23 protein-coding genes, 1 tRNA gene and 1 pseudogene are annotated in these 24497 nt (G+C 34.7%); 15 read left to right on the top strand and 10 right to left on the bottom strand.

The window, feature by feature from the left end:
* The first annotated feature begins 9 nt into the window (after nucleotides 1–9).
* Genes B9O19_RS05175 through B9O19_RS05205 form a run of 7 tightly spaced genes read left to right on the top strand, consistent with a single transcriptional unit; the run spans nucleotide 10 to nucleotide 10310 of the window.
* Nucleotides 10–1509: a hypothetical protein gene (locus B9O19_RS05175; protein WP_102365411.1), complete on the top strand. Its 1500-nt coding sequence runs from the start codon at nucleotides 10–12 to the stop codon at nucleotides 1507–1509.
* A 23-nt stretch (nucleotides 1510–1532) separates the two neighbouring features.
* Complete coding sequence (locus tag B9O19_RS05180; protein ID WP_102365412.1) at nucleotides 1533–4205, top strand: hypothetical protein; 2673 nt, start codon at nucleotides 1533–1535, stop codon at nucleotides 4203–4205.
* Between the two features lie 11 nt (nucleotides 4206–4216).
* Nucleotides 4217–6487, top strand: a complete 2271-nt coding sequence (pglZ, locus tag B9O19_RS05185) for a BREX-4 system phosphatase PglZ (protein ID WP_102365413.1) — start codon at nucleotides 4217–4219, stop codon at nucleotides 6485–6487.
* Nucleotides 6488–6499: 12 nt separating this feature from the next.
* The gene (brxL, locus tag B9O19_RS05190) at nucleotides 6500–7945 is read left to right on the top strand and encodes a BREX system Lon protease-like protein BrxL (RefSeq protein ID WP_102365414.1); all 1446 of its coding nucleotides are present in this window, start codon (nucleotides 6500–6502) and stop codon (nucleotides 7943–7945) included.
* The gene (locus tag B9O19_RS05195; protein ID WP_102365415.1) at nucleotides 7935–8132 is read left to right on the top strand and encodes a hypothetical protein; all 198 of its coding nucleotides are present in this window, start codon (nucleotides 7935–7937) and stop codon (nucleotides 8130–8132) included. Before brxL ends, B9O19_RS05195 begins: the two co-directional genes overlap by 11 nt.
* Before the next feature lie 47 nt (nucleotides 8133–8179).
* The gene (locus B9O19_RS05200; protein WP_245863026.1) at nucleotides 8180–9307 is read left to right on the top strand and encodes a cysteine desulfurase family protein; all 1128 of its coding nucleotides are present in this window, start codon (nucleotides 8180–8182) and stop codon (nucleotides 9305–9307) included.
* 22 nt (nucleotides 9308–9329) lie between these two features.
* Nucleotides 9330–10310 carry a helix-turn-helix transcriptional regulator gene (locus B9O19_RS05205; protein WP_102365416.1) on the top strand — a complete coding sequence of 327 codons (981 nt, stop codon included), beginning with the start codon at nucleotides 9330–9332 and terminating at the stop codon, nucleotides 10308–10310.
* A gap of 231 nt (nucleotides 10311–10541) precedes the next feature.
* Here B9O19_RS05205 and B9O19_RS11640 read toward each other — a convergent pair whose 3' ends face one another.
* The 7 genes from B9O19_RS11640 to B9O19_RS05235 all read right to left on the bottom strand — a co-directional run bounded on the left by B9O19_RS11640 (nucleotide 10542) and on the right by B9O19_RS05235 (nucleotide 13979).
* Nucleotides 10542–10694, bottom strand: a complete 153-nt coding sequence (locus tag B9O19_RS11640; protein WP_158648921.1) for a hypothetical protein — start codon at nucleotides 10692–10694, stop codon at nucleotides 10542–10544.
* A gap of 8 nt (nucleotides 10695–10702) precedes the next feature.
* Nucleotides 10703–11911 carry a relaxase/mobilization nuclease domain-containing protein gene (locus tag B9O19_RS05210; RefSeq protein WP_330400571.1) on the bottom strand — a complete coding sequence of 403 codons (1209 nt, stop codon included), beginning with the start codon at nucleotides 11909–11911 and terminating at the stop codon, nucleotides 10703–10705.
* Between the two features lie 122 nt (nucleotides 11912–12033).
* Nucleotides 12034–12384: a ribbon-helix-helix domain-containing protein gene (locus B9O19_RS05215; protein ID WP_102365418.1), complete on the bottom strand. Its 351-nt coding sequence runs from the start codon at nucleotides 12382–12384 to the stop codon at nucleotides 12034–12036.
* 88 nt (nucleotides 12385–12472) lie between these two features.
* Entirely contained in the window at nucleotides 12473–12829 is a 357-nt protein-coding gene (locus B9O19_RS05220) for a TnpV protein (protein WP_102365419.1), read from the bottom strand.
* A gap of 98 nt (nucleotides 12830–12927) precedes the next feature.
* Complete coding sequence (locus tag B9O19_RS05225) at nucleotides 12928–13281, bottom strand: hypothetical protein (protein ID WP_102365420.1); 354 nt, start codon at nucleotides 13279–13281, stop codon at nucleotides 12928–12930.
* A 50-nt stretch (nucleotides 13282–13331) separates the two neighbouring features.
* Nucleotides 13332–13697, bottom strand: a complete 366-nt coding sequence (locus B9O19_RS05230; RefSeq protein WP_102365421.1) for a helix-turn-helix domain-containing protein — start codon at nucleotides 13695–13697, stop codon at nucleotides 13332–13334.
* A 45-nt stretch (nucleotides 13698–13742) separates the two neighbouring features.
* Nucleotides 13743–13979, bottom strand: coding sequence for a hypothetical protein (locus B9O19_RS05235; RefSeq protein ID WP_102365422.1), 237 nt, complete (start codon nucleotides 13977–13979; stop codon nucleotides 13743–13745).
* A 168-nt stretch (nucleotides 13980–14147) separates the two neighbouring features.
* On the opposite strand from B9O19_RS05235, the gene B9O19_RS05240 reads away from it, so the two are divergent.
* Nucleotides 14148–14789, top strand: a complete 642-nt coding sequence (locus tag B9O19_RS05240) for a helix-turn-helix domain-containing protein (RefSeq protein ID WP_102365423.1) — start codon at nucleotides 14148–14150, stop codon at nucleotides 14787–14789.
* Between the two features lie 45 nt (nucleotides 14790–14834).
* Nucleotides 14835–15887 (top strand): tyrosine-type recombinase/integrase, encoded by a 1053-nt coding sequence (locus tag B9O19_RS05245; RefSeq protein ID WP_102365424.1) that lies wholly within the window; start codon nucleotides 14835–14837, stop codon nucleotides 15885–15887.
* Between the two features lie 192 nt (nucleotides 15888–16079).
* Here B9O19_RS05245 and rpsI read toward each other — a convergent pair whose 3' ends face one another.
* Entirely contained in the window at nucleotides 16080–16475 is a 396-nt protein-coding gene (gene rpsI / locus B9O19_RS05250) for a 30S ribosomal protein S9 (RefSeq protein WP_102365425.1), read from the bottom strand.
* Nucleotides 16476–16495: 20 nt separating this feature from the next.
* A complete protein-coding gene (gene rplM, locus B9O19_RS05255) occupies nucleotides 16496–16930 on the bottom strand; it encodes a 50S ribosomal protein L13 (protein ID WP_102365426.1) in 435 nt (144 codons plus the stop codon).
* A 335-nt stretch (nucleotides 16931–17265) separates the two neighbouring features.
* On the opposite strand from rplM, the gene B9O19_RS05260 reads away from it, so the two are divergent.
* A complete protein-coding gene (locus B9O19_RS05260) occupies nucleotides 17266–18486 on the top strand; it encodes a copper amine oxidase N-terminal domain-containing protein (RefSeq protein WP_102365427.1) in 1221 nt (406 codons plus the stop codon).
* A 109-nt stretch (nucleotides 18487–18595) separates the two neighbouring features.
* Here the strand turns inward: B9O19_RS05260 and B9O19_RS05265 are convergent.
* Nucleotides 18596–18671 (bottom strand) — tRNA-Thr (locus tag B9O19_RS05265).
* A gap of 248 nt (nucleotides 18672–18919) precedes the next feature.
* Here B9O19_RS05265 and B9O19_RS12260 point away from each other — a divergent pair.
* The 5 genes and pseudogenes from B9O19_RS12260 to glgB all read left to right on the top strand — a co-directional run.
* Nucleotides 18920–19366, top strand: a pseudogene (locus B9O19_RS12260) (ABC transporter ATP-binding protein); the annotation flags it as partial.
* A gap of 201 nt (nucleotides 19367–19567) precedes the next feature.
* On the top strand, nucleotides 19568–20038 hold the full coding sequence (locus B9O19_RS12265) for a Wzt carbohydrate-binding domain-containing protein (protein ID WP_407937703.1): 471 nt from the start codon (nucleotides 19568–19570) through the stop codon (nucleotides 20036–20038).
* Nucleotides 20039–20042: 4 nt separating this feature from the next.
* The gene (locus tag B9O19_RS05275) at nucleotides 20043–21104 is read left to right on the top strand and encodes a glycosyltransferase family 2 protein (protein WP_102365429.1); all 1062 of its coding nucleotides are present in this window, start codon (nucleotides 20043–20045) and stop codon (nucleotides 21102–21104) included.
* Nucleotides 21067–22047: a glycosyltransferase family 2 protein gene (locus B9O19_RS05280; RefSeq protein ID WP_102365430.1), complete on the top strand. Its 981-nt coding sequence runs from the start codon at nucleotides 21067–21069 to the stop codon at nucleotides 22045–22047. The genes B9O19_RS05275 and B9O19_RS05280 overlap by 38 nt, the downstream gene beginning before the upstream one ends.
* Before the next feature lie 381 nt (nucleotides 22048–22428).
* Nucleotides 22429–24489: a 1,4-alpha-glucan branching protein GlgB gene (gene glgB / locus B9O19_RS05285; protein ID WP_102365431.1), complete on the top strand. Its 2061-nt coding sequence runs from the start codon at nucleotides 22429–22431 to the stop codon at nucleotides 24487–24489.
* Nucleotides 24490–24497 lie beyond the last annotated feature (8 nt).

Here is a 24497-nt window from a genome sequence, read left to right on the forward strand (position 1 = left end):
GGAAAAAATATGGCATTTGATAAATATCGTCATTATTTTGACATAGACCCAGACTACTTTCCGGCGGTAAATGAAGCTGTTATTAACAACAATCCTGATATGTGGAAAAAATATTATCCACACGCTACATTCATTAAATTAGTTAAGGATACGGTTAATGTGCTTCGTAAGGAGCAAAAGCGTTCAATTTGGGTTGAGGGGGCTTACGGAACTGGTAAATCACACGCCGTACTAACTTTGAAAAAACTGCTTGATGCTTCTGAAGAAGAAACAAAGGAATATTTCGAAAAATTTCAAATGGATAATGACCTTTTTAACAAACTTCAAGGGGCAAAGAATAGTGGAGAAATTCTCACTGTACATAGATATGGTTCTTCCTCTATTCGTGGTGACCACAATCTCGTGTTTGCTATTCAGGAAAGCATTGAAAAAGCTTTTAAAGATAAAGGCATAGAAAATAAAGGCAATAGCGCCCTTAAAGGAGCTATTATTAAATGGCTTGAAGACTCTGCAAATAAAAATTATTTTAATTCTCTTGTAACTGGAGAATATTCAAACCTATTCGGTGGAGATAATGCGGATGATATTCTTGAAAAATTAAACACTTTATCAGGTGATGCCCTGATTGCTCTTATGGATAAAATTTTCAAGGTTGCTGATGAACGTCAAATAAAAGTATTATCTTTAGACACCACAGGTCTTGTAGCTTGGATTAAAGAGATTATAAAAGCTAATAACCTTAAAGCCATTGTATTTATTTGGGACGAATTTACAGAATTTTTTAATAATAACACTAGAAGTCTCACTGGTTTTCAAGAAATTGCTGAAATTAGTGAAACAGACCCATTTTATTTGATAATTGTAACTCATAAGAGCGCAGGCTTGTTTGATGATGCTGATAAAGATAAGTCAAAGATTCTTGACCGTTTTATTAAACCTACTTGTATTATTGAGCTTCCTGAAAATATGGCGTTCCAACTTATGGGTGCTGCTATGGAGAAAAATCAGGATGAAGCTGTTCTTGATGATTGGGAGATGACTGTTGATGACCTTTATGATAGAACTTACGACTCCAGAAAAATTGTAAAAGCCAGTGCAAATATATCGGACAAGGAATTGAAAGATATTCTTCCAATTCATCCTTATACTGCACTATTGTTAAAACATATTTCTTCTGCGTTTGACTCTAATCAACGTAGTATGTTTGACTTCATCAAAAATGATAGAGGTGATGAAATCAAAGGCTTTCAATGGTTTATTGATAACTACGGTCCGGATGATGATAATCCGCTGCTTACTATAGATATGCTATGGGAATTCTTCTATGAAAAAGGCAAAGAATATCTTTCTCACGATATTCGCTCTATCTTAGATTGCTATTCTCGTGCAGCAACAAAACAGCTTAGTAACGAAGAAAAAAAGTATTACAGACAGTTCTTCTTTTGCAAGCAATATCTCAAAAAGTTGGCGATTCGGTTGAACTTTTTATTCCTAATGAAAAGAATATAAACAACGCATTTGAAGGCTCCGATATGGACAGTGGAGCTGCCGGAAGATGTGCGGAGAAGCTTGTACGTGATGAAATTCTTTATAAAAAACCTCTTGGTGGTGGTAAAACGCAATACTCCGCTTTAGTAAATGCTGGAGATATGGCAGCTATCGAGAAATTCAAAGAAGAAGTAAAGAAAAAGACAACCTCAACACTGGTCAACGAAGGACAGGTATCTGAGGCTGTAACATTAGGTGGTGCATTAAAGTTACGTTATGAAATGAGATATGTTTCATCTTCTGATTTTGATTCGACTATCAAGTTATTACGCAATCAGGAAAGTAACTATATTAACAAGATTGTCGCTGTTGTATCTTTTGCAAAAGATGATAGCGAAAGTGTTGTTCTCGGCAAAAAAATTAAGAATGCATTAAAAGACGGTAGTTACAAAATGATATTTGTTGATGCGTCTACTACCCCACTAGGAAAAGATGGATACGAGCAATATTGTGAAAATATGGCTCAGGCAATGTATCATCAAGGCAAAGATAACAACTTGGCTCGTCAGTATGAAACAAATGCAAAAGAAGCTTTGAAAAAGTGGAAGAATCGTATTTCCGGCGGTGAATTTATTGTTTACACTTCCGAAAAACAAGATGGTGAAAGAGCTACAACGATTGAGATGTTATACTCCACGCTTTCCGACATTAACAAAACTAAGTACAAGAATTGTTTAGAAGGGACTTATAATGTTACTGATAATATGTATATGCCTAGTTCTTTGAAACAAGGTGTTGCTTGTGGTGTTAAACAAGAAGTTCAAGGAACATTTAAATCCGCAAACCCTGCAACAAAACTTGAAAATGCGTTGGGTGAAGCTTGGAAGTACGAAGGAAAATACTGGGTAGACAAACCTCATCTTTTGATTTCTAAAATAAAGATTAGTGTAGAAAAGATTATCAAAGATGCTTTCGATAATGGCGGTCGTATTTCTATTGCAAGAATATATGATGAATTAAAGGCAGAACCTTTTGGTTTTATGCCTTGTAACCTCTCGGCATTTGTCTTAGGCTTTGTATTAAAGGAATATGTTGATGGTACATTCAGTTGGAGTGATGGTTTGACTAACGATGTGCTGAGTATCAATAAATTGCAAGAGATGGTTGATGAAATTATCAAATTGCAGATTACCCCTAACCCGAGATATAAAGATAAATATATTGTTGCAATGACTGAAGATGAAAAAGCGTTCAACGAAGCAACATCTATTGCATTCGAAATATCGAAAAGTCTTTGTACATCTATTGAACAAACTAGAGAACGTATTCGCAGTAAAATGAAAGAATACACATTCCCTATTTGGACTATTAAATCTATTATTTCTGACGTAGAAACTCAAACAAATAAGGATATTCTTATAAAAATTCTTGATTATTATTGTGGTATTGCGAATAGTAACAATATGGGAGCTGGCAGCACAAGTGATAATGATATTGCTTATGCGATTGGTAAACTTTGCATTGAGAACAAGGAAGCTGCAAATGACTTAAAGATACTTCTGAACAAAGAGAAATGTACTGAAGGTATGAAGGCTTATCTAAAAGAATTTGATAATGGCGAACTGATTACATTAGCTGAAAAGGCTGGAGATAGTGGACAGTATATCAATATTCTCCGTAAAAAATTTGATGCAGATGCAGCAAACTGGGTATGGAATGTTGAAACTGCACAGCAGAAAATCCGAGAAGTCATACTCGAATACAAGATTATTGTTGAGAGCAATAAAGTTATTTCTAAAAGCACAACATTTGAAAATACCGTGAGAGAATGGTGCGACAAATGTCAGTATATTAGAATTTCTTACCCTGCTGCAAAAAATTATTTGGATGGATTTAGTGCCTTCTTGGAAGTTCTTTACAATGTAAAAAAATCCGGAGTAATCTTAGATTCTCAAAAACAAAAATTCTATGATTTGCTCATTGCTAATGCAGACAATTTTAGAACACTCTATGGTAACCAAATTGATTTATTCAAGAAAGTTTGCGAGTTCTATCTTGAAGGATTTACCGATGAAGAAATCAAAGAAATTTATAATACTATTCCTACTGGTTCATTTACGAAGGATAAGACAGAGTATACAAATATAATCAATAACAAGGTCGAAGAATACAAGAGGAACAGTAAATCTGCGAAACTGAAAAAAATATGGAAAGAAAAAACTAATACAGATACACCAAGAGAATGGTCTAAAAAATATAAGATGCCTATTTTGTGTATGGTTGAAGATAAGGAAATTCAAATAGCGAAAGCTGCATTTGGCGCTGTAAACAAAGCGCATCCTGATGAGGCTTCCATCGACAAAGCTATTGCTTATTTTTCAACAGCTACTTTCTTCACAAAATTAGATGATGAAAATGCTCGCAATAAGGCATTTGTTGATTCGATTATTAAAAATTATGATGTAATGCTTACCAATCTAGATGAAGTAAAACAATATTTGGATAGCCGAATTACGGCAGACGCATATGATTGGTTTGGTTTGCCAGAAGTTGAAAAGAAGCTGAGACAAATGGCAGAAGCAAAATACAATCAAGGTGGATGCGATAAGGCTCTTGAGAAAATTGACAATATGATTTTAGAAGATGTTAAAAGATACTTAAAAGACCTTATCAAAGACGATATGATAGTTGGTATGGCAATCATAAAAGATAATTAAGGAGGACAGGGATGAAACTTGATGCTTGTATAAAAAAGATAACTAAATATTTGGCATCAGAAATTGCTCAACCGTTACTTGTAAATGTTCAAAATGGTGATGATTTAGATAGAATAGTAACCCATTTCTCCGTGGATGATAATGACATTATTGATGCTTCTGAATTTTGCAATAAAGATGAGCTTCCTCGTATAGAAACCCTGTTAGCCAATATTTCAACCGAAAAGAAAAAATGTTTTCTTGTAGGGTTGACTTCATTTTTAAGATTCTACGGAGAAGAAGAAATAAAAAAATATTTAGTAAGCATCATCAATATGACTATTTCCGGTCACGTTGTAGTTATGACATATCAATGTGAGAAACAATTGAACTTTTCTGACCCAAGATTATCACGCAGTATTTGTTTGATTGATGGAGATGAGACGTCATTACCCCAAATAGTCTTTGTGTCGAGGGAACTACCAGTTCCTTCGGACGAATGTATCGTTGATGGAATTGAAAAGGTTGTCAAAAAAATTGAAAATTCAAATGAAGAAAAGATTTTTGTGATAACAACAAAACATAAGGATACATACCCAAAATCTATTTATACAATAGTAGATATGAGCAAAGCGTATGAGGTCATCATTGGAAAAGATGTTGTTTTATCTTCACTTGATGAAACATTCGGAACTTCAAGTCAATGGGACTATTTACTTACTAAAATGAATTCAGGGAAATCATTTACTGAAATATGTGACAGTGAGTTTGGCAGTCATCAAAGTCTTGAGATAGCAATCCCAAGTTATAGCGGATATTCTGAACAGAAAAAATGGTTATATTATATTGCATTAAAACTCTTTGGAGCCAAAAACAATAATTGTTTGTCAATGGCAGCAAATAATTCTAAAACATATTCGCAGTTAATAAGAGAAGTGTTTAGAAGCATATTGGAAAAGAAACATACAGATTATGATTTCAACGAGTTCTATCAACAAAGAAAATCTTTGCTAATGGCTTTCGGAAATCCATTAAATGAGGTTGTTGATTTTTGCAAGGTTGTTTTGCAAAAAGAAGAACAAGCTATTTATTACTTAACAGATAATACAAGGCAAGAAAAGGAACTTATAATAACCTTGCTTGAAAAGTATTATCAAAACACTTCTAAAAATGAAATAGAGAAAATACTCTCCCTCGTATATCCTGACCTATATGCTTATATTCGTGATTATAGATACAATGTGCCTTTATTGGATAATTACTTTTCTATGTATACATATAGCAAAGTAATTAACAAAGTAATTCCGGAATTAGAGGAACTAATGACACAGCAGGCAAGACTTCGAGAGTATAATTTGATACTTGAACCTCGAACTGCAAAAATGGATAAGATTGATAAAACTGATTCACAGCTATACTTTATGGATGCGATGGGTGTCGAATATCTGTCATATATTCTTGCTAAGTGTAAAGAGAAAGAACTGATGGCTAATACAACAATCTGTTGTGCTAATTTACCATCTATCACAAGTAAGAACAAAGAATTTGTAAGTGATTTCGAAACAAGAGGACTTTTAGTAAATTCAATAAAAGAACTGGATGAAATCAAACATCACGGCACTAACGATTACGATTACAGACAGAGAAAACAACCTATTCACATAATACGAGAGCTAGAAATTATTGACGAAACGCTTGATAATATCAAATTAAAGCTAACTCAAGGGAACTGTGAAAAAGCTATTATGGTATCAGACCACGGTGCTAGTAGATTGGCAGTAATACACGAAACTGAAAATATGTGGGAAATGCAGTCAAAGGGAGAACACTCTGGAAGATGTTGCCCTAAAACCGATGCAGATGTGAAAAGTGAATTTGCAACAGAAGAAGATGGTTTTTGGGTTATTGCTAATTATGACCGCTTCAAAGGTGGCAGAAAAGCAAATGTTGAGGTGCACGGAGGTGCTACTTTAGAAGAGGTTGTAGTGCCTATTATTGAAATCACTAAATTTGCTGAGGATATTGAAGTGTCTATTATCGAAAAAGTTATTACAGTTAGCTTTAGGAAAAAAGCAGCTATAAGACTATTTTCTAAGACAAAACTACAAAACGTTGCGGTTCTTATTGACGGAAAGTATTATGACGCTAAAGAACAAGATAATAATATGTACCTTGTAGATATGCCACAGTTAAAAAAAGCTAAGAGATATAGTGTTGATGTTTATGCATCAAATAATTTAATTGCTACCGGCTTATCTTTTGAAATTAAGAAAGAAAGCTCACAAGAAAAAGATTTGCTATAAGGAGGACAAGAAATGCAAGAAAAACTTAGAGAATGCTTTGATGAAATGGTTGTTTATAAAGACCTTAAAAAAAGCAATTTCTTTTCGGCTTTAAGTTTACCGTCTTTCCTTCGAGATTGGTTGTTAAAAAAATTTGGTGACGATGAAGGTAATTTTGATATAGACGAACTTACAGATTTTATTCACACTTATCTCCCCCGTAAGGATGAGTGGATAAGTATAAAAAATCGAATCATTGTAGAAAACGAACGAGTAAAGATTCTTACAAAGATTACGGTCGATATTAACATTAAAAATCAAGAAATCACATTTGCTTTACCGGACTTTGGCTTAACAAATAAAGAAACGATCATTGAACCATATGTTTGGGAAGAGTGCAAAGATGAATTGGTTAAAGGAAAAGAGACTTGGGGTGTTGTCGAATTAGGCTACAGGTTGCCGGATGAAGAACTAAAGATGCCGGGTAAAATCAAGTTGACTAATTTCACTAATTTTTGTCCGTATACAATAGATCTTGATTATTACAAAGATGTAAGAAGCGAATTTACTGTCAGTGAATGGATTGATGTTTTATTGGGGGCAATTGACTATAATGCTGATGGCTATGAAGATGAACATCAAAAGTTAGCTATGCTAACTCGATTGTTGCCATTTATTGAAAAAAGACTCAACTTGATAGAACTTGCACCAAAGGGTACTGGTAAATCATACTTGTTTGGGCGAGTAAGTAAATTTGGATGGCTTTCTTCTGGTGGAGTAATGTCCAGAGCAAAAATGTTTTATGACATTAGCAAAAGGACACAAGGACTTGTGTGCAATAACGACTATGTAGCATTAGATGAAGTTCAGACCATTTCCTTTACTGATATAGATGAAATGAGAGCAGCACTAAAAGGCTATATGGAGTCTGGCGTTTTTACGGTAGGAAATTATGAAGGTGTGGCAGATTCAGGAATTATTCTGTTAGGAAATATTAGTCAGGATAATATGGACGAATATAAAAGTATGTTTTCCGAATTACCTACTGCTTTTCACGAAAGTGCATTATTAGACAGATTCCACGGTTTTATTAAAGGATGGGATATTCCAAGAATGCACGATGATTTAAAAATTTCCAGTTGGGCATTAAACTCAGAGTATTTTTGTACGATTATGCATATGCTTCGTGATGATGCCAGTTATCGTGCTATTGTTGATAAATTGGTAGAAGTTCCGGAACATTCTGACACAAGAGATACTGAAGCTGTAAAAAGAATATGTACTGCGTATCTAAAACTCTTGTTCCCTAATGTTCGTTCTGTTGATGATGTAAATGTTCGTGAATTTAATCGCTATTGTTTAAGACCTGCTACAAAAATGAGAGGAATTATAAAGATTCAGCTCGGTATTCTTGATTCTGAATTTAAGGGTAAAAATGTACCAAGTTTTTCGGTGAGGGATATTAGTAATGAAAATTGATTGTGTTATTTGCGGAAAAAATGATTTAGAAAAAGATACGATTGGTATAAATAAAAAGCTTTTGGGAATTGATATTACCAATTTTTATTGTATGGATTGTCTTGCAGAGTATTTAGGTTGTACAGTTGAGGAATTGTTGGATAAAATCGAAGAATTTAAAGAGGAAGGTTGTACTCTGTTTTTGTAAATCAAAACGAAAACAAAGTGCTTTCAAAAGTATTAAAGGATGTGTTTATGAAAAAATTGGTTTACGCTGATAATGCAGCAACAACAAAACTTGATGATGAAGCTTTCGAAGCTATGAAACCATATTTGCTAAACGATTATGGCAATGCTTCACAACCCTATTCATTTTCAAGAGCAAGTAAAAAAGCTTTAAAAAATGCAAGGCAAATAATTGCAGAATGTATTAACGCCCAACCAGAAGAAATCTACTTTACTTCTGGTGGTACAGAAAGCGATAATTGGGCAATAAAAGGAACATTTTTCTTAAATAATAAAGGTAGAATTATTACATCTGAAATAGAACATCACGCTATTTTAAACAGCACTAAAGCTATTGAGAGTATGGGATGTGAAGTGGTCTATCTCAAACCAACAAAAGAAGGTTTAATAACAATAGATGAATTGTCTAAAGCAGTTACAAAACAAACAAGTTTAGTATCTGTAATGTTTGCAAATAATGAAATTGGTACTATACAACCAATTAAAGAATTAGCGAAAATTGCACATAAGTCGGGGGCGTTGTTTCACACTGATGCTGTACAAGCTGTTGGACATATAAAGCTCGATGTGAAAGACTTAGATGTTGATATGTTATCTGCATCTGCCCATAAATTTAACGGTCCTAAAGGAATAGGATTTCTATACATAAAGAACGGAACTCCGCTTATCCCCTATATTGACGGCGGAGCTCAAGAATCATCATTAAGAGCAGGTACAGAAAATATTGCCTCTATTGTTGGTATGGCTTATGCATTAAAGAAGAACTGTGAACAAATAGAAAAAAACACGAGTAAGGTAAGGGAACTGGAAAAAGATTTATTAGATTTACTTGGAGTTTCAAATAATAAGGAAATCATAAAAAATGGTGGCAATAATACACTACCGGGGACTATTAGTCTTTCATTTAAAAATCAGAATGGTGAAGCTATGCTCCATCGTTTAGACTTAAAGGGAATATGTGTTTCTACTGGTTCAGCTTGTGATGGTAAAGATACTAATATTTCTCACGTATTAAAAGCAATAAAATTAGACGAGAAATATGCGAACGGCACCATTAGAATTTCTTTGAGTAAAAATAACACAAAAGATGAAATTATGATAATTTATGAAGAAATTAAAAGAATTCTGCAAAAATAGAAAATGATATTGAGGTACAAATATGGCAGAATATAATAAACCAAGAATTTTATATCTCAAAAGAATATTAGAAGAAAAAACTGACGAGGAACATCCGCTAACTACAAGTCAGCTTATAGAAATATTAAATACAGAGTTTGGTATCTATGCCCATCGAACCACTATATCAAAAGATATTGCTGCCCTCGTAGACTTTGGGATGGACATCGTGACCATTCATTCGACTCAAAGCAAATATTTTGTTGCAAGCCGTAAGTTTGAGTTGCCGGAGTTGAAGCTGTTGATTGATGCAGTTGAATCTTCAAAGTTTATTACAGAAAAGAAAAGCAGAGCGTTAATTGACAAAATTCATTCTTTGACAAGCGAAGGTCAAGTATCTAAACTCAAAAGAAACAACTATGTAGCCGAACGGATTAAACCGGATAATGAGCAGATTTATTACATAGTGGATACCATAAATGACGCAATCAATGAAGGAAAAAAGATTTCATTTCAATATTATGACTATACCGGGCTGAAGAAAAAGGTACTGAAAAATAAAGGCGAAATCTATACCCTCAGTCCATATCACCTTGTTTGGAGCGGAGATTACTATTATGTAATGGGCTACTCCGATAAGAAGAATAAGGTTGTCACCTTCCGAGTAGACCGTATTGCTGCAAATCCGAAAATTATAGAAGCGGATATTGTACCTCAGCCGGATAACTTTGAGCTTGCTGATGTTATCAAAAAAGTGTTTAATATGTATGATGGTCAGGAAGTAACCGTTGACCTGCGCTGTGATAACAGTCTGATGAAAAAGATGATTGATCGTTTCGGGGAAGATGTTAAAATTCTTGCTTATGATATGACTTCATTCAGGCTTCTTACAGATATTTCTGTCAGCCCTAACTTTTTCGGATGGGTGTTTGGTTTCGGTGGCAAGGTTCAGATACTTGCACCTAAAGAAGTCAAAGAGCAGTATAGACAAATGATTATTCACACAGCAGAAGAATTTGAGTGAGAGAAAATCACAGCGTATTAAAGTTTCACTAGCTGGAGTAGGGGTGCGGACATAATCTTGGAGTTGTTTTTTTAGCAAATCGGCTATGTCAGTATCTCTAGATCCTTGCGTTATTGTTATAACGGATAAATTCCAGCAAAAATATCAGTTTGTTTAATAGCCAAGCCAAGCACCGAATATTATACGATTTGATTTTGCTCTTGCCTCGTAATATCATAAGCTGTTTTGCGCTTATGTAAGCACATCAGATATAAAAATTTCAGCAACAAGCACACAATCTTCCGAAAGGTGCAGAACTTCCGACTCTATCGGTACGTCTGTAGCATTTGTAGTTGACGTAGTGATTAAAGTAATTCCAAGTATTACAATTATAGATTTAAACACTTTCGTAATTACCTATTTTTTGTCATATAGGCTATGCCTTTTCTTTTATTTTCGTTTTCTCGCTTTGAATCTTCTTCAAGCTCTAAAGCTCTTTTGTATCTTTCACTTATACGCTTTGAATCAACCTCAATATTTTTACACATACGCACATCCTTGCGAAGTTTCTCTAGTCTTTTGTTGATTTTGGATCTCTCATTGTCCTTTTCGGGATTGCCATATATTGTTTTTCGTTTGCTTATCAATTCTTCAATTTCAGCTTGTGCAGATATTTTTCGGTTTTGCAGCTGTTCCGTTGTTTCCAAATCATTATCATACAGAAAACGAAACTGCTTTTGATAACGCTCAAATTTGATGAGTTCATCACGCATATAAAACGATACTCTCTGCGGTGTTTCTCTTTTGCGTATTCGTCCAAACAGATACAGATAATGATAATACAAGGCCTTAAATCCTTTAAGCTTTACAGGTTCATATTTCTTAAGCCAAAAATTATAATCCAGTGTAGGTGCATAAAATTCTTTTATACCATTACGAGCATTGGATATACGCTGTTTTATTGCTTCTGCTGTGTATCTCTCGCCAAGGTTATCAATTCGTAAATATCTTTCTGCAAATGTGGGCTTAACAGCAATATACTTTCTGCAATCTTTAATTTCATAACCTCGCTTTTTGAGCGTTTTCCAAAATATATCCATTGTATACGACATCTTGATTATTTCATCAATTTCATCTCTTACCTGACCTCGTATTGTGGGATATCCATTATTTTCGGCATACCACTCTGCATAATGTTTGGCTTTACCTTTTGGATTTCGTATTACTGACAGATTATGTTCCTCGCAAAGTCTGTCCGACACCTTTCGCATACGATTATAATTAGCAGTATTATCGTAATACTTCTTGCCATCAACAAACGAAACAGAATTAATTACAAAGTGATTATGTATATGCTCTTTGTTAAGGTGAGTTGCAACTACCACCTCAAATCTATCTCCCCAAATTTCCTTTGCAAGCTTTACACCAACACTATGAGCAATTTCAGGAGTTACCTCGCCAGGTTTAAAGCTCTGTATGGCATGGAATGCAATTATACCATTCGTTTTACCAAATCTTAATTTCGTTTGTTGCATTTTATGTGTTGCAGTATCGGGTGTAACATTGACACCCGATACAAACAATCTTTTTTCCGTTTTATAATCATCCGAAGCATATTCCATAATATCATGCAAAGCTTGTATCTGTTTTTCTGAAAATTTATTATTGTCTGTTTTCTCAGGATTTGCTGCATAATTGATAAGGGAGTCAAGTCTGCCTTTTATATCCCATATTTTTGTTGTAGCTATTTCAAAGCACCTTCTTTTAATTTGATTTTATCCGGCACGGTATAAAATTTGTTTATTATTAAAATTGCTTCGTCAAATTTTTTTACTTGTTTTTCAAGCTTATCTACATCAAGCTTGCCCGTAGATTTTGCTATACCTAAAATTCCATACAGCTCATTTCCGATTTCCGTTAAAAGTGTTATGAATTTATTGTATTCATTTGGCGGTCGCTCTTTTGGTAAATATCGGTTGGCTGTTTTTCTTACAAATTCAGATTTAGTTATACCGCATTTTTTGATTGCTTTTTCAAGATTTTCAAATTCTTTTTCACTTAATCTTACAGAAAAAGTCTTTGTTCTATTCCTCATAATTTCACCCGCCTTTCTACGTTTGGGGTGTTAGGGGCATCCCTTAAAAATCGAATTTGTAATGCCAAATTCAGTGCTTGTTATAACATTAAATATAAATTATCTCGCTAAAGATAATTTCCTCTGCATATGCCTTTGCGTTATTAAAATGTCCAATCCATTCCATTTGATGTGTAGCCTTGTCGGGAGCAGTCAGCTCTGCCGACTTAATAAATTGGTCTAAAATTTGCTGTGCCTGCTCATCAACCTCATGCAAATGGTCAAACAGTTTTCCGGTTATAAGAAGCATGCTGTATTGACAAGGTTTGTTTGATTTCAAATATTGCTTTCTTAATCTTCCGTACTTTCCAATCTCGTACTTACACTCAGGAACTTTCAAATTGGGGATATAATAATCTCCTTTTTTTACATACTCAATTCCGTTTTCTATAAATCTTTCTTTCATTGATAGATTCCTCCTTAAAATTATTATTTATTTTCTCTAACCATCTCCACAGAGCCGTGTACGGCTCTGTGAAAATGATTAGTATAATTCTCCTTTACTTACCCTCTGAATGTTTGTCTGAATAACCGCTCTATGTACGCATTGTAGTTTATAAGAGTTCCCAAAATAACACTTGCAAGATATGCTGTTTCAGATTTTACGTCTTTAGCTTCACGATAAACCTCTACGGCTCTATCTAAAATTTCAGGCATCATTTTGTCTATGAGTTTTTGTCGAATCTCTTGATTTTGGTATGTAATCGCGTTAATAACTATGCTTTCCTTGTTCCAAAGTAGCTCCATAGCCTTTCTTACTAAATTCTTTTCGGTTTCAGAAGAAAATTCCTTATCTCGTTCGGGATGAAAATAACATTCATCAAGATAATAGTAAAAGTTTTTTGTGCTGTAATCCACAACCTCACCTTCTTGTTGTAGTGGTTTTTGATAAATGAGTATTGATATATTTATTCTTGATTATTACCCTCTTTGTCAGATAGGGAGTGGGTATCTATTATAGAGGCACTCCCTCTATATTGTGTAGGCAGTGGCTCTATGACATAGATGTTACTTGTTTGATGCTTCTTACCATTTTGCGTATTCTTATATCGCTTGATTTTTGTAATCAACCCTTTTTCCTCTAAAGAGGCTGTAACCTTATGCACCTGAGCTTTGCTCATATTACAAGCCGAAGCGATTGTTCCCACAGTCGGGTAACAGTTCATGGTTTTTCTGTCCGCTTTCATCATAAGGTACGAATACACAGTAAACTCGTAGGGGGTTATATCACCATTAAAAATATCATTACTCATCATAAAGAAATTACCACTCACATAGAACCACCTCCTAACCTATATATAAAGTTTTTCAGAATAAATTTACTTTGCAGTATCTCTAAAATATCCCGTTTCTTCCCAAACCTTTTTATCGGGGCAATAGTAGTTGAATTCACTTGAATTTTCAAGCTTCATTGCATAACCGAATTTTAAGATACCTTGCTGCAAACCGATGCGTATATACTGAGCATCTTTTCCTATTGCTTTTGCTATTTCTGTTATAGGAACATTTCTTCCCGTAAAATTAGGGATTTCAATAAATGTTCTTTGATCGTTCATACGTATTACCTTCTTATAAAATTTACGTACTCTCAATACGCATTATCATTATACACGAACTTTTACGACTTGTCAATACCTTTTTAATAAAAATATGCAATTAAAATTCGTAAATGTACTTGAAATTCATAAATAGATGTGTTATAATGTCCTCAGAGGTGATTAAAAGTGAACGAATTAAATAAACTTGTTGGCGAACGAATTGCCCAAATTCGTAAGTATAATCGAATAAATCAATCAGATTTAGCGGATAAGCTTGGTAAATCACTAAGGACGGTTCAAAAGTACGAAAGCGGAGAAATTGACATTCCTCTTTCGACATTAGCAGAAATTGCGGAAGTATTGAATACTACACTTAATTATTTGATAGGGTATGATGCATCTCATATAAAAGTTGAAACCTTATCTGATGTTCTTGCATTTTTCTTTGAAATGGATAGAAAAAATGAAATTTCTTATAATATGGAAATTAAAAGAGTTGGTAAAGACGGGAAATGGCAATGCTCTTTTACATTTGATGGTCAAGATGAGGAAGCTATGTACAACGCTGATTTCTGCATTGTTATGGAAACATTTTTAAATAACAGAGAGGCGTTAAAAACTTATTGGATGGACTATGAAGCATATCAAGCATGGGAAGATATGAAAATTGAATCATACAGTAAATGCACCCTTACAGATAAGGTATATGAAAAATTGGATAGAAGAACATTTATAGAACGCCGTAATGAATTGGATAGGCAAAAATTACAAAAGCTTCGTGAAGAAGAGGCAAAAAAAGCACTACAAAATGATGATGACGAGCAATAAGCTCTTTATCATAAATAATCTTAATTAGAAGGAGGTTTAGGAGAATTGAGATTCCCCAACGGATATGGGAGCGTCGTAAAACTATCCGGCAAAAGAAGAAATCCTTATGTAGTCAGAAAGACGGCAGGCTGGCGATACGATAAGGAAAAGGACAAACAGGTGCAGGAATATATTATAATAGGTTATGCGCCTACAAAGGCAGACGGACTTCAAATGCTTGCAGAGTATAACAAAAATCCATTTGATGTATCTTCCTCAAAAATTACTTTCCAAGAGATTTTTGAAAAGTGGTCCGCAAGCAAATTTCCCACAATATCAGATTCTAATGTAAAAGGGTATAAGGCTTCATATAAACTATGCGGAACATTATATAACAAAGTATTTAAAGAAATTAAGCTTGCAGATTTGCAGTATGTAGTAGATACTTGTGGTAAGAATTTCCCTACATTAAGAAAGCTAAAGGTATTATTCGGTCAAATGTATGAATACGCATTAAAAAATGATGTGTGCAATAAGAATTACGCTGAATTTGTAGATATATTAAAATACAAAGACCGCAATCCTAACAGGAGAGATAGGAATAAATTTGACAAATATGAGCTTGACCGCATTTGGATGCAGCAAGAGGATAAATATTATCAAATTGTTCTTATGCTGATTTATTCGGGGGTCCGTATTTCTGAAATGCTTGATTTACTGAAAAGTGATGTTTACTTGGATGAACAATACTTTGATGTCATTGACAGTAAAACAGAAAATGGCACAAGAAAAGTCCCCATTGCAGATAAGGTATTACCATTCTTTAAAGCTTGGTATGATGATACCGATAGTGAATACCTTTTACATACTGAAAATGGAGAACAATTCAAATATCGTAATTACTACGACAGCTATTTTATACCTTTAATGGTAAACTTAGGCTTTGACAAGACCACACATTGTTGCCGTCATACTTGTATATCAATGCTTGCAGAAGCAAAAGTTTCCCAAACCACAATCAAAAAAATTGTAGGACATTCCGGTGCTATGACGCTCACCGAAAAAGTTTATACTCATTTAGATGTTAGGGAGTTAATAGATGCAATTAATAAAATCTGAGAAAACAAAGAAAGAGATGTCTTTCTTTTACGAAAAACATCTCTTTTAAAATCTTTGTATTTCAGATAACTTTGTTGCATATGTGTTGCTTGTGTGTTACTTATCTCACACTTTTTGCAACTTTTCACAACATCTGACAACTCCAAAAACCCCGTAAATAAAGGCTTTCAATAGTCGTGAGAAGTTTGAATGTTATCTCTTTGAGAACTGTGGTGCACGGCGGGCTGCTTTGAGTCCGTATTTCTTTCTTTCCTTCATACGTGGGTCACGTGTGAGGTATCCTGCACTCTTTAAAACAGGTCTGAACTCATCATCAACTTCAAGAAGAGCTCTTGCTATACCATGACGGATAGCTCCGGCCTGTCCTGTAAATCCTCCGCCGTTAACATTAATCAAAACATCAAACTTGCCTAAGGTTTTTGTAGCGTCCAGCGGCTGGCGAACTACAACCTTCAGAGTTTCAAGACCAAAGTAATCGTCAATATCTCTCTTGTTTATTGTAATCTTACCTGTGCCGGGCACCAATCTAACCCTGGCAACAGAACTCTTTCTTCTGCCTGTTCCGTAATACTGTACTGAATCTGCCATAATTATATAAGTCCCCTTTCTTAAAACTCACGTGTCCACTCAATCGGTGACTGAGCAGCATGTTCGTGTTTGTCGTCTGCGTAAATTCTAAGTTTCTTTAATTCTTTTCTGCCAAGACTGTTATGCGGAATCATGCCTGTAACAGCTAATTCCATAGCTTTTTCAGGTCTTTGCTCCATTAAGTCCTTATAAGAAACTTCTTTAAGGTGACCAATATAACCGGTATGTCTGTACCATTTCTTTTGAAGAAGCTTGTTTCCGGTAAGAACAGCGTCTTTAGCGTTGATTATGATAACATATTCGCCGCAGTCAACACCCGGAGTATATTCCGGACGGTGTTTTCCTCTCAGGATTGTAGCAGCCTGAGCTGCAACTCTACCCAGAGGTTTGCCGGCAGCATCGATAATGTACCATTTCTTTTCGATTTCATTAGCTTTAGCCATATAAGTTGACATAGTAATGAATACCTCCTAAATTTATAATTAAGTTAATAAGTTTACAAAATAAATGACGTCTCCTTAAAGACGTCCTCTCTAACTTGCTTAGCTATTATAATACGGTTTCATAATTTTGTCAAGACTTTTTTGCAAAAAATTAATTTAGCTAAACACAAACTCTTTATTTTAGCTATTTTCTCTCTTTATCTCGTGTTTGCTCATTTGCCATTTACGATTTTGTATAATTTATACAAACATAATAAAAGCTTTATATTTATACTGCTATATTGTTATTAGGAATGATGTATGGTATAATAAGTATGAAATGAATATCCTTTTAGGAGGAACACATTATGAAAAAAATGGCTTTTATTTTTGCTTTAACTATCGTTTTAACTTTTTTATGGAGCTATACCGCAAATGCAGATACAGTAGAAAAAGAAGAACCGATTTTTATAAAAGACGGTCTTGAAACTGAATTTACCGATATAAAGCCTTTTATTATAGAACCGGGTATAACGTATGTCCCTGCTTCTTGTTGTAATAAGATTTTTAATTCCGGTTTTTCATATGAAATAACAGATGAAACTATTAAGCTTATACAAAAAGGCTTAGAATATGATACAACTTTAACTGCCGGAGTTAACCGCAATACGATTTTTGTCAATAACAAAAAAACAAAGATTGATTATGAGCCATTAACTATTGACGGAGAAATTTATATTCCTTTAAGTTCTATAGCCGAAGCTTTGGGATACAAAGTATATTATAATGAAATTATCTATTTTGATAAAGCGGCATCTAAGAATGTTGCTAAAGACTCTATTCAGTTAAATTATATTCTTGCAGATGTTTATATATGGAATGAAGATCCTAATTCATCTGTAGATGGTATACGATATGCTGTTACTCAACATAATGACAGCCAAACAAACATAACTGATATATATAATAGAAAAACTTCTAACAAAGAAGATATATTTAATATATTAAATATTGAAAAAGGTTCATTAGTTAATTTATACTCTCTTTATCAAACAGAAGGCTATAGAGTGCCATGTGGATATTGGGGAGAATTAATGCAGAATTTACGTGACCAAAACTATAATCCAATACTAACTGAAAGATGGATTGGTGATAGTTCTTCTTCTGATATGATAATCTTAGGGATAGGTGAAAATTCAGATCCTGCTATCTCTTCCATACTCAAAAGTTTGGGGGAGGATAATCTTCGCCAAAATAATGGAGAAGTTTACCGACTATCATATTTCGGCACCTTTAGCGGCAATTATGTTTTAAGAATCAACCTCAATTCTGACGGTACTTCAACCGTAAAATATGTTTATAATTTAACTTTGTCAAAAATTGATAATACAAATGAAATCCAAGAAAAAACATTGACTAAAGAAGAAACTCAGTTAGTAACGAAAAAATTCTTTGAAACTGATTTTTGGAATATGCCGCTAAAGGTTCACCGCAGCGGAGCTGATGGGATGGATATAATAATTGAAGCAGTAAAAAATGGAAATTATTATGGCATACCGCTGGACGCCTGTAAGCGGCAGTTTTTTTGAACTTTATGAACAGCTTGAAAGTCTCCGTATAAATCTATTCGGCGAAGAGTAAAAAAGATTATTAAACAAAAAACCACTGCTTTTTAGCAGCGGTTTAATATTAAATTTCTGGAGCTGGTGATGGGACTCGAACCCGCGACCTGCTGATTACAAATCAGCTGCTCTACCAACTGAGCTACACCAGCACAGCTGCCGTTAAAATATTTTAACGCGTCAACGAATGATATATTACCACAGAATTTAATGCTTGTCAACACTTTTTTTAAAATTTTTTAAAAAATATATTTTTGGCAAGTGTTGCATGAGAATTTTTAATATAGTATAATTTTAAAATACAATTATATTCTTTACACTTAGGACAAAATTTATGAATATTATCAAGATAGAAAATTTAAACAAGTCATTTATAAAATCCAAAAGTCCATTTAAAAAAATTTTTGGTTCTTTATTTGGTTCTCAAAAACTTAACTCTGCAGAACTTTTTTATGCTCTCAACGATATAAATTTTTGTGTCAAACCCGGAGAATGCGTCGGAGTCATTGGAAAAAACGGCTCGGGCAAATCCACACTGCTGAAAATCTTATCAGGAATTTCCGGCTATGACAATGGATCATGCGAAGTAAAAGGTTCAGTTTCCTCCCTGCTGGAGCTCGGCGTTGGATTCAACCCGGAATATACAGGCATAGAAAACATATACTTAAACGGTACTGTTAATGGTCTCAGTAAAAATTTTATTACCCGAGATATTGATAAAATTTTGAATTTTGCGGAAATCTCACCTGAATTTGCCAGATTGCCTGTTAGAACATACTCTTCCGGAATGCTGGTGCGTTTGGGTTTTGCGTCCATGATATGGCTAGATACAGATATTATTTTAGTTGATGAAGCCCTGGCTGTCGGTGATTACCGTTTTCAAACAAAATGTTTTAAAAAATTTGAGGAGCTTAAGAAAATTGGCAAGACAATTCTTTATGTTTCGCACGACATTGATTCAGTCCGCAGATTCTGCACCAGAGCAATTTGGTTAGATAACGGTAAAATTATTGCAAACGGCGACGTTGCAACTGTTACATCAAAATATATTGAAAGCTGCGTAAATCCCGGCAATAAAGCTCACGGTCAAAAACAGAGACTCACCGGTGCCTTAAACCATTACGGCAGCCATATTGGAGCAATAAAAAACATTTCTATACCAAAAAACGTGGAGTTTTATCTGCATGAAAACGTTAGGATTACAGTCGATGTATATATTTCCGATGATATAAGCCTTGATAGTCTTGGCGTGTCTATAGCGCTAAAAGACAAATTTGGTCTTGATTTGATAGTTTTTCAAACTGACGAACCGCTTCATTACGGAACCAATCAAATAAATTTTTGTTTTGAAAACCGCCTTAACTCAGGCAAGTACACAATAGCGGCAGGTCTTGAAAACAAGAACAGTCTCCCCATCACTTATTACGAGTATATTGAAGGAGCAGCGGAAATTAAATCAATTGCTCCTCCGCAAACTTTTGGATTAATATCCGCTCCATGCAAAATTTATGTGAGGTGATAATTTGAAACGCAGAAAGAAGCCCACAATGACTTTGTTAAACGCCGCCGGCGGAAAAATTATCAATATTCGTTTATGGATTAAAAAACTTATATGCGATCTTAAAAGCTATAAGCGCCGTAACATCAAAACGACGCCGCCGCGGCTTATTGCCGATAACAAATACCCACTGGATATATCCGTTATTGTGTGCACATACAATCGGCCTAAAAAACTTGCCAATGCTGTAAAGTCACTTTGCGGTCAAACCCTTCCGTCGGAGAAATATGAAATTATTATTGTAAACAACGGCGAGGAACTTAACAATACCTTTGAAGAATACAATGACTGCAATATAAAAATAATTAAAGAAGAACGAAAAGGATTGACTTATGCAAGAAATTTGGGTGCGTCAGTATCCAACGGAAAATACCTTGTCTATATTGATGACGACGCTATTGCAGAACCGCGTCTGCTTGAAACAATAAAAAATGCTTTTGACGCACACAGCAATGCCGGAATAATCGGAGGACAAATAATTCTTAAAACACCGGAACCCAAACCAAATATTATACTTGAGGGAAAAGAAACTTTATGGAGTGAATACACCGTTCCTTACACCAAATACCGTGAGATAAACAAGCAATATGAATTTCCGTTCGGGGCTAACTTTTCAGTTAGACACAATATATTTAATGCTGTCGGCGGTTTTGATGAAAGCTATGGGCGTGTGGGGAACAACTATGCAGGAGGAGAGGAAACCGTTCTATGCTTTAAAGTATTAAACTGCGGCTGCAAAATAGGCATAGAGCCAAAAGCAGTTGTCTATCATGACGTTGATAAAACCCGTTATACCAAAGAACACATAAAAGAGACCATAAAAGCCGGAATATTTACCACTTACCGTCTGTACAAAGATGGATACAGCCCGGCGGCTTGGGATAAAAGCTATGCGTTGGAAAGAATAAAAATAGCAGAATGTGAAATTGAAAAATTAATTAAAAGCAACGCTGACGAGCTGGAATTATACTATAAGGAATGTGAAAAAAATGGCTTTATTGAATTGGCTGACTCGATTTGCGAATAAGAATAATGACATACATCATTTAACTTTCTCCGAGTATAAAAACAAATTTAATAATATTTATAATATTTCTGTAAGAGACCTTAAAAACTTAGGAGAAACTGGGCTGGTCTCAATTGTGTTACCTGTGTATAATGGTGAAAAATACCTAAAACATGCAATAAATTCAGTAATATCACAGAGCTATAAAAAAATAGAATTAATTATTGTCGATGATGGTTCAGATGATAAAAGCGGCAGTATTGCCGAAGAATACGCAAAAAATTATAACAATATATTTGTTATTTCTCATAATGCTAACCGCCTCCTTCCGGCCGCACTTAATTCAGGTTTTAAAATGGCAAAAGGCGAGTATTTAACATGGATAAGCCATGACAATATTTTGCTTCCGAAATTCATAGAAAAAATGGTACAGGAACTTGATTATTATAAAGACGCCGCTATGGTTTACGGAAATATGAAATTGATTGACAAAAATGGAAACGTATTAAGAGGGAAAGGCTGGTATGAGTATCCGCCCATGAGCGGCAATGTAATACTTCCAACCGGAACGGATAATCTAAATATAACTGCCAATAATACTATTGGCGCGGCATTTATGTACAGAGCATCTGTTGCGGATTTAATCGGCGAGTATTCAGACGATAGGTTTGGTATAGAAGATTATGACTACTGGATGAGAATAAATGAAATTTTCCCCATAAGGCATACTGAGTTCTCAGAACCTCTTTATCTTTATCGATTTCATGACGATTCGCTGACTTCCAAAGACGAAGAGTTGGGAATAACACTGAACCGGCCTAAGCTCATGGAATTTGATGAACTCAGACGAAACTTCCTGCTTCTTCAAAATCAGAAGGACGCTTTAGATGGGAAAGAACTGCTTAAATCAAAGATTGATAAACTTAATTCAATAACTTTGGACGAGTTAAAAAAACTTTTATAACTATTTTGAAAATATTTGAAATTAATTTTTTTATTTGTACATATTTTAATTTAGGTCATAATATTATTGATACAGAATTGTCAAATAATTTTTACTGTATTAAATATAAATTTCTGTTTAAAATCTCAAATTTTTTGTTGATTTTGGCAAAAGTTAAAAAAAAGTTTCTCCAACCACAAGATATGACGTTTTTTGCTCATATTAAATAATATTATTTATCAATACGTACAAAAATGAAAAGTATATTTTGTGCAACTTTCTGAGCATTTAAAATAGACAAAAATTTCTAATTATGATAAAATAAACTTGTATAAAATATATAATAATTCTATAAGTATTGTTTTAATATGGAGCAGAATAAATTTTTAGGAGAACACAATTATGAATGATTTTGACATTTACAAAAACGGAAAAAAGAGGGATGCCGGAACCTATATAGACGATGCTCCAATGTATTTGTTTAACCAGGGAGTAAACTACGAATCCTACCGTATGCTGGGAGCCCACAGGGGCAAGTCATTTTCCGGAAAAGACGGTTATTTGTTTGCTGTTTGGGCGCCTCATGCAAAAAGCGTATCCGTAGTTTGTGACGGAAACGGATGGGACAGAAACAAGGGCAGAATGTACAAACATATGGATTTTGGGATATGGGAAGTTTTTTTGGAAGGAATTGAACCGGGACAGTGCTATAAATATAGTATTGAAACATTCCGCGGAGATATATTTCTTAAATCAGACCCATACGCATTCTATAGCGAAGTCAGACCGGCCAACGCATCTATCACAACTGAACTTGACTATGAATGGAATGACAAAAAATGGATAGATAAACGGACAAAAACAGAGCCTTATGACAAACCTATAAACATTTATGAAATGCACTTTTCATCATGGAAAACGCACGAGGACGGAAGCTATTTAACTTATACCGAAATGGCGGACGAACTTATTCCGTATGTGAAAAAGATGGGCTACACGCATATTGAGGTTATGCCTCTCTCAGAATATCCGTTTGACGCATCATGGGGATACCAGGTTACAGGTTATTACAGCGCAAACAGCCGGTTTGGAAGACCTGAAGAACTCAAATACTTTATCGACAAATGCCATCAAAATGATATTGGGGTAATAATGGACTGGGTTCCGGCACATTTTCCGAAAGACGGCTTTGCCCTTGCCAAATTTGACGGCGAATGCCTGTTTGAACATCCTGACAGCAGGAGAGGCGAACATAAAGAATGGGGCACCTTAGTATTTGACTGGACAAAGACAGAAATTTGGTCATTTCTAATTTCCAACGCCTTATTTTGGCTGCAGGAATTCCATTTCGACGGCTTGAGAGTTGACGCCGTATCCAGCATGTTATATCTTGATTATAACCGCAATGACGGAGAGTGGCTGCCAAACAAATACGGCGGAAAAGAGAATCTAGAAGCTATAGAATTCCTTCAAAAACTGAATATGGCAGTATTTGAACGCCTGCCGAACGTTATGATGATTGCAGAAGAATCAACCGCTTGGGGAGGAGTAACATCTCCGGTGAATAAAGGCGGTCTGGGATTTAACTTTAAATGGAATATGGGCTGGATGCACGATGTTCTTGACTATATGCAGTGCGACCCATACTTTAGGAAAGGAAACCACTATAAACTTACATTTCCGATGATGTACGCTTTTGCTGAAAATTATATTCTTGCACTTTCACACGATGAGGTTGTTCATGGAAAGCGCAGTCTGATTGACAAGATGTGGGGAACATATGAAGAAAAATTCAGCGAACTGAGACTATTATACGCCTATATGTATTCTCACCCCGGGAAAAAATTATTGTTTATGGGCGGTGAATTTGGTCAGTTTATAGAGTGGCGTTTTGCCGAACAGCTTGACTGGGGGCTTGAAGAATATGATAACCATAAAAAGATGTGGGAATATTCCACAGCTTTAGGACATTTTTATCAGGAACATCCTGCCTTCTTTGAAATTGAACGCGAGCTTTCAGGCGGCGAATGGGAAGGTTTTAAGTGGCTTAAAGCTCAAGATTGCGAAAACAGCGTTCTCGCTTATCTGAGACTTTCCAAAGACAAGAAAGACGAGATATTGGTCGCTATAAACTTTACTCCTATAGACCACGCTATTTACACTATAGGAGTACCTGAAAACGGTGATTACAAAGTTGTATTAAACAGTAATGACAAAAAGTTTGGTGGGGATGGAAGCGGCAGTAAAACATATCATGCTAAAAAAATACCATGCGACGAGTTTGATTATTCAATAGATATAACCTTGCCGGCGCTTACAGCACTTTATATACAAAAGCTGCCTCCAACTAAAAAGGTTAAGAAAGAAAAAGTTGTAGGCTTAGTTAAAAAACAGACGAGCGAAATAAAAACAATAGAAAATAAAACCAAAGCGCTTGCAGAAACAGAAAAATCTGAAAAATAAATCTATAT

Origin of the sequence: Monoglobus pectinilyticus, from assembly GCF_002874775.1 — a bacterium.
GTDB classification, from domain to species: domain Bacteria; phylum Bacillota; class Clostridia; order Monoglobales; family Monoglobaceae; genus Monoglobus; species Monoglobus pectinilyticus.